At 61.6% G+C, this 9,435-nt stretch carries 8 protein-coding genes; 5 read left to right on the top strand and 3 right to left on the bottom strand.

Going from position 1 to position 9,435, the window contains the following annotated elements; genetic code table 11:
* Positions 1-236: 236 nt before the first annotated feature.
* The gene (locus ACWIKB_RS27395; protein ID WP_475270610.1) at positions 237-968 is read right to left on the bottom strand and encodes a thioesterase II family protein; all 732 of its coding nucleotides are present in this window, start codon (positions 966-968) and stop codon (positions 237-239) included.
* 132 nt (positions 969-1,100) lie between these two features.
* Between ACWIKB_RS27395 and ACWIKB_RS27390 the strand changes: the two genes are divergently transcribed.
* Entirely contained in the window at positions 1,101-2,234 is a 1,134-nt protein-coding gene (locus tag ACWIKB_RS27390; RefSeq protein WP_475270609.1) for a cupin-like domain-containing protein, read from the top strand.
* Between the two features lie 110 nt (positions 2,235-2,344).
* Here the strand turns inward: ACWIKB_RS27390 and ACWIKB_RS27385 are convergent, their stop codons facing one another.
* Positions 2,345-3,517 carry an MFS transporter gene (locus tag ACWIKB_RS27385; RefSeq protein WP_475270608.1) on the bottom strand — a complete coding sequence of 391 codons (1,173 nt, stop codon included), beginning with the start codon at positions 3,515-3,517 and terminating at the stop codon, positions 2,345-2,347.
* Positions 3,518-3,783: 266 nt separating this feature from the next.
* Between ACWIKB_RS27385 and ACWIKB_RS27380 the strand changes: the two genes are divergently transcribed.
* The 4 genes from ACWIKB_RS27380 (at position 3,784) to ACWIKB_RS27365 (ending at position 8,430) form a co-directional block, all read left to right on the top strand.
* Positions 3,784-4,584: a glucose 1-dehydrogenase gene (locus ACWIKB_RS27380; RefSeq protein WP_475270607.1), complete on the top strand. Its 801-nt coding sequence runs from the start codon at positions 3,784-3,786 to the stop codon at positions 4,582-4,584.
* A complete protein-coding gene (locus tag ACWIKB_RS27375) occupies positions 4,577-6,403 on the top strand; it encodes a glycoside hydrolase family 15 protein (protein WP_475270606.1) in 1,827 nt (608 codons plus the stop codon). The genes ACWIKB_RS27380 and ACWIKB_RS27375 overlap by 8 nt, the downstream gene beginning before the upstream one ends.
* A gap of 542 nt (positions 6,404-6,945) precedes the next feature.
* On the top strand, positions 6,946-7,335 hold the full coding sequence (locus tag ACWIKB_RS27370; RefSeq protein WP_475270605.1) for a hypothetical protein: 390 nt from the start codon (positions 6,946-6,948) through the stop codon (positions 7,333-7,335).
* 192 nt (positions 7,336-7,527) lie between these two features.
* Positions 7,528-8,430 (top strand): alpha/beta fold hydrolase, encoded by a 903-nt coding sequence (locus tag ACWIKB_RS27365; protein WP_475270604.1) that lies wholly within the window; start codon positions 7,528-7,530, stop codon positions 8,428-8,430.
* Here the strand turns inward: ACWIKB_RS27365 and ACWIKB_RS27360 are convergent.
* On the bottom strand, positions 8,399-9,382 hold the full coding sequence (locus ACWIKB_RS27360) for a GlxA family transcriptional regulator (protein ID WP_475270602.1): 984 nt from the start codon (positions 9,380-9,382) through the stop codon (positions 8,399-8,401). The two genes, ACWIKB_RS27365 and ACWIKB_RS27360, sit on opposite strands and share 32 nt — an antisense overlap.
* Positions 9,383-9,435 lie beyond the last annotated feature (53 nt).

Below are 9,435 nucleotides of genomic sequence, written 5' to 3'. Positions count from 1 at the left end.
TTCTTAGCATCCGGATCAGTAGGCAGGAAGCACAAAGGCACGTCGTCCCTATAAAACGAATGCAGACCGGAAAAATTAGCGAATGAGAACAAGTATCAGAAGGGAGGTTGGTGCAGGGTGAAGCGGGGGAATTCGGTCACTGTAGGAGCTGCCGAAGGCTGTGATCTTTTGATCTTGATTTTAAGAAGCACAATCAAAAGATCGCAGCCTTCGGCAGCTCCTATAGGAAGTCGGGGTTACGCGACGGCCATGGCATGCCGCCGATGATGCACTTCGAGCTGATCCTTGATCACCCGCAGCACCTTGGCTTCGTGTTCATGAATAAAGAAGTGCCCGCCCGCCAGCATGTCCACCGAGAAGCTGCCGTGGGTTTCTTTGCTCCAGCCGATCAGTTGTTCGGTGGTGGCCTTGTCGGCCTTGCCGCCGAGCACGTGCACCGGGCATTTGAGCAAGGGCCGCTGCACTGGATGGAAGCGCCCGCACAACAGAAAGTCGGCGCGCAGGATCGGCAGGGTCAGGCTCATCAGCTCATCGTTGGCCAGCACTTCTTCGCTGGTGCCATTGAGGGTGCGCAACTGGTCGATCAGCTCGGCATCGGTCTTGGGCTCGGCAAAACCGCGATCATAATCGGCGCGCATCGTCGGCGCCGCAGTGCCCGAGGCGAACAGCGCCACCGGCTCCGGGCAACCGAGCGCGCGCAAGGCATGGGCCAGTTCACAGGCCATCAAGGCGCCCAGGCTGTGCCCGAACAAGGCATACGGCGCTTTCAACGTCGGACGCAGTTCCTTGGCCAATTGCATGGCCAGCGCGCGCATATCGGTGTGCAAGGGTTCATCGAAACGGGCGCCGCGACCCGGCAACTCGACCGGTTGCAGTTGCAGCCACTCCGGCAACTTGCGCCGCCAGCGGCTGTAGACCATGGCGCTGGCGCCGGAATACGGCAGGCACAGCAGAGTCAGCTTGGTCACCGTGGGCTCCTCGAAAAAATAGGTCTGTACTAGGGAACGGTCCGGCGCCGGCGCAAATTAGTCGCGGCGGGTTAAATTTCCCGCGCAAGTGCTCGTTCCCTCTTCAGACCAAAACCAACAAGAGTGAACGTCGTGGACCTGCAGACCATCCTGGGCAAACTCTTCGCTAATGCCGGCGCCGTCGGTATCGAAGGGGTTTTTCAATTCGTCTTTGGCCCGCACCAGGCGTACTGGTCCGAGGTCAAGGCCAGCAGCCGCACTGAAGCCGGGCGACACGCCAGCCCCGACGTGACCATTGAAGTGGCGGAAAAAGACTTTCTGGGGATCATGGGCGGCATGGCCAACGTCGAGGAACTGTTCGCCAGCGGCCGCTTGAAGATCGGTGGCAACATGGGCCTGGCGACGATGCTGCCGCAGATCATCGACCACGCCCGGCATGGCGGCGCCGTGGTGGAAAAGGTCGACATGAACAAGCGTTACCCGACCCCGCCACGCCTGAGCGAACGCCTCACCGCCAGCCTGCCGACCCAACGCACCGTGGAGCGGCGGCCGCGCAGCGAACTGTCCAAGCGCGAATTCGACACCCATTATTTGCCCCATGGCATTCCGCTGGTCATCAGTGACGCTTTGCAGGACTGGCCGCTGTTCAAGCTCAGCCGGGAAGAATCCCTGGTGCATTTCGCCGAGTTGCAGGGCATCACCCGCCATGGCGATTACGTGAAGAAAACCTTCTCCACCGAGCGGGATTTCCGCTCCACGTCCATGGCCGAGTTCATTGCTTCGCTGGACAGCCCGGCGGTCAGGGGCGCAAGCGGTGAACCACCGGCCTACATGGGCAACAACATCCTGCCGGCGCAGTTGATGCAACAGATCAAGTACCCGCCCTACTTCGATCAGTCGCTGTTCATCCCGCCACGGATCTGGATCGGCCCCAAAGGCACCCTGACACCGCTGCATCGCGACGACACCGACAACCTGTTCGCTCAGGTCTGGGGCCAGAAAACCTTCACCCTCGCCGCACCTCATCATCGCGAAGCGCTGGGTACCTGGTCCACCGCGCCCGAGGGCGGGTTGGACGGCTGCGACTTCAATCCGGATGCGCCGGACTATCAGCGTTTTCCAAAGGCACGCGATGTGACGTTTATGCGGGTGACTCTGGAGGCTGGTGATTTGCTGTTTTTGCCGGAGGGCTGGTTCCATCAGGTGGAATCGGTGTCGACCTCATTGTCGGTGAATTTCTGGGTTAGCTCAGGAAGAGGCTGGTAACCCCCAATCCCCCTGTGGGAGTGGGCTTGCTCACGAAGGCGGTGTGTCATTCAGGATATTCGTCAACTGACACACCGCCTTCGCGAGCAAGCCCGCTCCCACAGGGGTGATTATTTCAAATGGCGGAAGCTCTGGATGGCTGACCCCAGCACCACAACCCCCGCCGCTATCGCCACCCAGAACCCGCTGCGCGCCCCGAACGCATCCACCAGCCAACCGGAACTCGCCGCGCCAATTGCCACGCCAATGCTCAACCCGGTGATCAGCCAGGTCAGGCCTTCGGTCAGTTTGGCCGGGGTGACAATGCGCTCTACCAACGCCATCGCCACAATCAACGTTGGCGCGAAGAACAACCCCGCCACAAATACCGCCAGCGCCAGCCCGAAAATGTTCGTCGCCAACAGCAACGGTAACGTGGTCACTGCGGTCATCACTCCGCCATACAGGAACAGTCGCGGCAACGGCAGTTTCGAGCGCAATGCACCAAACGCCAACCCGGCCAGACACGAGCCGATGGCGTACACCGACAGCACGATACTCGCCGCCGCGGGTTGGCCCTGTTGCTGGGCGAAGGCGACGCTGACCACGTCCACCACGCCGACAATCACACCCATGGCGGTCATCAACAGCATCAGCAGGCGAATTTCCCCGGAGCGAATGATCGAACCCTGATGATGAACTTCGTGGGGATGCACTGGCGGTTCGGTGCTCCGTTGCAAAACAAACGCCGTGACCCCGATCGCCAGCATCAGCAGCGCCGCCAATGGCCCCGCCTCGGGGAACGCCACCACGCACAACCCCACCGACAACGGCGGCCCGACGATAAAGCAGACCTCGTCCAGCACCGATTCCAGGGCATACGCGGTTTGCAGTTGCGGCTGGCCGCGATAGAGCTCGGTCCAGCGCGCCCGGACCATCGCCGACATGCTCGGCATGCACCCGGCCAGGGCGGCGAACACGAACAGCGTCCAGTGCGGTGCCTGCAACCGGGTGCAGAGCAACAGCAGCAACAGCGAACCCCCCCCCACCAACGCCGACACCGGCAAGATCCGGCTCTGGCCGTAGCGATCCACCAAGCGCGATACCTGAGGTGCACAGAATGCCGTGGCCAGGGCGAAGGTCGCCGCCACGGCTCCGGCCAATCCGTAGCCGCCCTTTAACTGCGAGAGCATGGTGATCAGGCCGATACCAGTCATGGATATCGGCATGCGCGCGATCATCCCGGCCAGCACAAAGGCGCCGGCGCCAGGGGCTTTGAACAGTTCGCGGTAGGGGTTTGCCATGGGTTGCAGGTCTCGATTTGGGTCTGCAAGTTGCCATAAGGCGGGTTGAGGGGAAAGCGGGGAATTGTTGGGGGAATGTGAAGGCCTCTTCGCGAGCAGGCTCGCTCCCACAGGGGACTTGTGTCTGGCACAAATGGGTGCACGACGCCGATCAATTGTGGGAGCGAGTCTGCTCGCGAAGTGGCCCGCCCAGTCACCCACAAATGAACTCTCTGCCCCGTAAGCAAGTCAGCTAATTAGGCCCTCCCTTCAAGGCGCTAACGTTCATGCAGATTTCCCTCGAGCAACAAGTGGCACTGGTCACCGGTGCCAGTTCCGGCATCGGTGCCGGCGCCGCCAAAGCCCTGGCGGCTGCCGGTGCAGCCGTCGTGATCAACTACAACTCCCAGGCTGAACCTGCCGAAGCACTGGCCCGGCAGATCAATGACAGCGGCGGTCGCGCCATTGCCATCGGCGCCGATGTTTCGAAAGAAGAAGACGTCGAACGGCTGTTCGCCCAAACCCTCGATGCCTTTGGGTTCCTCGACATTCTGGTGGCCAATTCCGGGATGCAAAAAGACGCCAAAGCCGTGGACATGAGCCTCGCCGACTGGAACCAGGTGATCGGCGTCAACCTCACCGGCCAGTTCCTCTGCGCCCGCGCCGCCCTGCGGATTTTCAACCGACAGGGCATTCGCGAAGGCGTGTCCCGGGCCGCCGGCAAGATCATCCACATGAGTTCGGTGCATCAGCGCATTCCGTGGGCCGGCCATGTCAATTACGCCGCGTCCAAGGGTGGTGTCGACATGCTGATGCAGACCCTGGCCCAGGAAGTCAGCCAGCAGAAAATCCGCATCAACGGCATCGCCCCCGGGGCGATTCGCACGGCGATCAACCGTGCCGCCACCGAGGGCGACGCCGCGCAAGAGCTGCTCAAACTCATCCCTTACGGCCGCATCGGTGATGTCGAAGACGTTGCCAACGCGGTGGTGTTTCTCGCTTCCGATGCCTCCGACTACATCGTCGGCACCACCCTGTTTATCGACGGCGGCATGAGCCTCTATCCGGAGTTCCGTGGCAATGGCTGATCATCATCCCGAACGACAAAGCGCCATTGACGCCCACGGCATCATTGGCGACATGCGCAGTGCGGCGCTGGTCAACGACAAAGGCAGCGTGGATTTCTTCTGCTGGCCGGAGTTCGACAGCCCGTCGATCTTCTGCTCGCTGCTGGACACGCCCGAGGCCGGGATTTTCCAATTATCCCCGGACCTGCCCGACGCCCGCCGCGAACAAATCTACCTGCCAGACACCAACGTGTTGCAAACCCGCTGGCTGAGCGACCGCGCCGTGGTCGAAGTCACCGACCTGCTGCCCATCGGCGACAGCGAAGATGATCTGCCGATGTTGATGCGCCGGGTGCGGGTGGTCAGCGGCACCGCGACAATGCGCATGCGTTGCGCAGTGCGGCATGACTACGCACGGGCCAAGACCCGCGCGCGCCTGGATGAAAAGGATGTGGCCTTCGAGGCGGCAGATCAGCCATCCCTGCGCTTGTCGTCAGATCAGGTACTGAGCATCGATGGCAACGCCGCCATCGCCGAGTTCACCCTCAAACAGGGTGAAAGCGCGGCGTTTCTGCTGGGTGCCATCGACGACTCACGCTTCAAGGAAGGCGCCGCCGAATTGTGCATGGAACGCACCCTGAAGTTCTGGCGCGACTGGATCGGCCAGTCCAACTACCGTGGTCGCTGGCGGGAAATGGTCAACCGCTCGGCCCTCGCCTTGAAGCTGCTGACTTCGCGCAAACATGGCGCGATTCTCGCCGCCGCGACCTTCGGCCTGCCGGAAACACCCGGCGGCGAACGCAACTGGGATTACCGCTACACCTGGATCCGCGACGCCTCGTTCACCGTGTATGCCTTTATGCGCCTGGGTTTCGTCGATGAAGCCAACGCCTACATGAAATGGATGCGCCATCGGGTCAGCGATTGCCACGGCCAGTCGATGAAAATCAACATCCTCTACGCCATCGACGGCCGCCAGGAACTGCCGGAAACCGAACTCACGCACCTGGCAGGCCACGGCGGCGCGAAACCGGTGCGCATCGGCAATGGCGCCTACAACCAGGTCCAGCTCGACATCTTTGGCGAGCTGATGGACGCGGTTTATCTCGTCAACAAGTACGGCGAGGCCATCTCCCATGAAGGCTGGAAACACGTCGTGGAAGTGGTCGATCAGGTCTGCGAAACCTGGCAGACCGAAGACGTCGGCATCTGGGAAATGCGCGGCGAGCAGCATCACTTTTTGCACTCGCGATTGATGTGCTGGGTGGCCGTGGACCGGGCCATTCGCCTGGCCTCCAAACGCTCCCTGCCCGCCCCGTTCGCCCGCTGGGACCAGACCCGTCAGGCGATCTACGCCGACATCTGGGAAAACTTCTGGAGCGAAGAACACGGGCATTTCGTGCAGCACATCGGCGGTACTGCCCTCGACGGCTCGATGCTGCTGATGCCGCTGGTACGTTTCGTCAGCGCCAAGGACCCGCGCTGGCTATCAACTCTGGAAGCGATTCAGAAAAACCTGGTGCGCGACGGCATGGTCTATCGCTACCACAACGACGACAGCCAGATCGACGGCCTGTCCGGCACCGAAGGCGCCTTCGCCGCGTGCTCGTTCTGGTACGTCGAATGTTTGGCCCGGGCCGGTCAGGTCGAGAAAGCGCATCTGGAGTTTGAACAGCTGCTGCGGTATGCCAACCCGCTGGGCTTGTATGCCGAAGAGTTCGACAGCCATGCGCGGCATCTGGGCAATACGCCGCAGGCGTTGACGCATCTGGCACTTATTAGCGCGGCGAGTTTTCTCGATCGGAAATTGAGTGGGGAGAAGAATTACTGGCAGCCTTGAGACTGAGTCGCCTGCATTCGCGAGCAGGCTCGCTCCCACATTGGAATGCATCCCCTTGTTGGAATGCATTCCCCCTGTGGGAGCGGGCTTGCTCGCGAAGAGGCCATCCGCCAAAACGCAAAACCAGCGACCTGAACCCCGTCATCCAAAACCGACAGATCTCGTCAGAAATTTCCCCTTTCCAGCACAGTTATTAAACAAAACGCGCCCTTACTGAACACCACACATCCCCTGTGGCGAGGGGGCTTGCCCCCGTTGGGTCGCACAGCGGCCCCGTCTAACCAGTCACCTAATCGCGCCAGAAGTACCGCATTTGCTGGTTTTACGGCTGCTACGCAGCCGAACGGGGGCAAGCCCCCTCGCCACAAAGGTGTGTAGGCCAGGGACCTACGACAGCCAAACAAACCTCGTCGCCTAACCCTCCTTCTGATGTGTCCTACAGCCGGAAATACCTTGTTGCCAGCTGTTACATCCGCCCCTAACATCCACCGTCAACGGGTACAGCGGAGCTGTCCAACAAAACCCGAATTCAAGGAAACAGAATGACCCAGCGCATCCACCGCACCATCGACGCCCCACTGCGCTCCGGCCTGAACCGGGATGAACTGTGGGAAGCCCACGACAAGGGCCTGATCAAATGCTGGGAAATCGGCCGCCAACGCGCCGCCAGATTCCCCGACCTCGCCCAACAGTGCCTCGCCGGCGAACTACCGGTGCTGGGCTGGAAAGGTGGCGTGAGCCGCAGCCTGAAAAAACTCGAAAAATACGGATCGCTCAAATACCTGGCGCAGTGGCAGGGGTTGCGGGGGGAGGATCTTGATATTGATTTGACGGTGGAACAGGCGTTGACGTGTTCACGGACCAGAATGGTGGTGACGTTTACGCCGGATCGGTCGAAGTACTTTAATCAGGTGGCGGAAGTGGAAGTCTGAGACTGACCCACCCCCTGTGGCGAGGGAGCTTGCTCCCGCTGGAGCGCGAAGCGGTCCCCTTATTAGCCTTTGCGACTGTTTCGCAGTCGAACGGGAGCAAGCTCCCTCGCCACAGCAAGCCCTCTCACTACAGATTCAGCGCGCGGCTTCAAGTTTCCAGTGTTCTCGAATGCCAATGCTCAGGAGCTCCCCGTGACCCAGCCACATGCCATTCACTCTGTTGAAACCTCGACCCTGAAAATCGCCTACGAACAACACGGCCCCACCACCGGCACCCCCATCATCCTGCTCCACGGCTTCCCCTACTCGCCCCGCGCCTACGACGAAATCGCTCCGGCGCTCGCCGCGCAAGGCTATCGCGTCATCGTCCCGTACCTGCGTGGCTACGGCCCGACCCGTTTCAACAGCCCCGACACCCTGCGCTCCGGCCAGCAAGCGGCCCTCGCTCAGGATCTGCTGGACCTGATGGATGCCCTCGCCCTCCCGCAAGCCGCGCTTTGCGGTTATGACTGGGGTGGGCGCGCGGCGTGCATTGTCGCGGCGTTGTGGCCGGAGCGGATTCGCTGCCTGGTCACCGGTGATGGCTACAACTTGCAGAACATTCCCGGCTCAATCCAGCCTCTGGACCCGGAGACAGAGCATCGTCTTTGGTATCAGTACTACTTTCACACCCCGCGCGGCGTTGAAGGTTTGACCCAGAATCGCCGCGCTTTTTGCGAATTACTCTGGCGCCTGTGGTCGCCGACATGGGCCAGAAACGCGCAGCGTTATCCCTTGAGTGCCCCGGCCTTCGATAACCCGGATTTCGTCGAGGTAGTGATTCACTCGTATCGGCATCGGTTCATGTATGTCTCGGGCGATCCGGCGCTGGAGTGGATGGAAGAAGCCCTGGCCAAACAACCACCGATCAGCGTACCGACAATTTCCCTGTGCGGGGCCGACGATGGTGTAGGACCGGCGACGGAGACCGACGAAGACATTGAACACTTCACCGGCCACTACGAGCGCCGGGTGTTGGCGGGCGTCGGGCATAACATTCCCGAGGAAGCACCCGAAGCGACGATCAGGGCGTTACTGGATCTACTGAAAGGCTGACACTGAAGCGCTCGCGATAGGCCTGCGGCGTCACGCCCATGGCCCGCAGGAAACTGCGGCGCAAGGTTTCTTCGCTGCCAAACCCGCATTGCACCGCCACCCGTTTGATCGGCACGCCGGTGTCGCTCAGCAGCCGTCGCGCGGTTTCGACCCGAATCAGTTCGATGGCCCGGGCCGGGGTCTGGCCAGTGTCGGTGCGGTAATGGCGGATAAAGCTGCGCTCACTCATGCCGGCCTGCAGGGCCAGGGTCGGGACGCCGAGGTCTTTGGTGAGATTCTCGCTGATCCAGGCATGAAGTTCGTCGAAGCGGTTGCCTTCCTGTTGCAGGGACAGGGTCACGCTGAACTGCGACTGACCGCCCGGACGCTTGAGAAACACCACCAGTTGCCGGGCGACGTCCAGGGCCATGGCGCGGCCGAGGTCTGCTTCGACCATGGCCAGCGCCAGGTCGATGCCGGCGGTGACCCCGGCCGAGGTCCAGACCGGGCCGTCGTTAATGAAGATCGGGTTGGGTTCGACATGCAGGCGCGGGTGCTTTTGCGCGAGCTCCTCGCAACGGGTCCAGTGGGTCACCACCCGCCGACCGTCGAGCCAGCCACTGGCCGCCAACAAAAATGCGCCGGTGCACACCGAAGACACACGCCGGCAATCCGCCGCGTGTTCACGCACCCACTCCACCAACCGCGCGTCGTCCGCCGCCGCATACACGCCCCAGCCTCCGGCGATGATCAATGTGTCGCTACCGCCCTTCGGCAGCGGCTCGGCCAGAAGCGCCAGCCCCGCCGACGACATCACCGCCCCGCCACCGCTCGCGATCACCGACGGCGCATAAGGCGCGGGCAAACCCTGTTGACGGGCAATGTCATTGGCCGAAGCGAACACCTGCAACGGCCCGGTGACGTCCAGCAGTTGAACATTGGCAAACGCAAGCACATGAATGGGTTTCGGCATGATTGGCGTAATTCGTGGGGTGATTGGCGGATACGCCAGATCCTACGAGCCTA

It is taken from the genome of Pseudomonas sp. 5Vm1k, from assembly GCF_056161485.1.
The sequence above is the reverse complement of the archived record's forward strand: the minus strand, read 5'-3'. Positions and strand labels throughout refer to the sequence as shown.

What these genes read in the sequence shown, in the direction of transcription:
- ACWIKB_RS27370 (WP_475270605.1), top strand. Translation starts at nt 6,946, where the DNA reads ATGACCCAGCGCATCCACCGCACCATCGACGCCCCACTGCGCTCCGGC.
- ACWIKB_RS27380 (WP_475270607.1), top strand. Translation starts at nt 3,784, where the DNA reads ATGCAGATTTCCCTCGAGCAACAAGTGGCACTGGTCACCGGTGCCAGT.
- ACWIKB_RS27385 (WP_475270608.1), bottom strand. Translation starts at nt 3,517, where the DNA reads ATGGCAAACCCCTACCGCGAACTGTTCAAAGCCCCTGGCGCCGGCGCC.
- ACWIKB_RS27360 (WP_475270602.1), bottom strand. Translation starts at nt 9,382, where the DNA reads ATGCCGAAACCCATTCATGTGCTTGCGTTTGCCAATGTTCAACTGCTG.
- ACWIKB_RS27375 (WP_475270606.1), top strand. Translation starts at nt 4,577, where the DNA reads ATGGCTGATCATCATCCCGAACGACAAAGCGCCATTGACGCCCACGGC.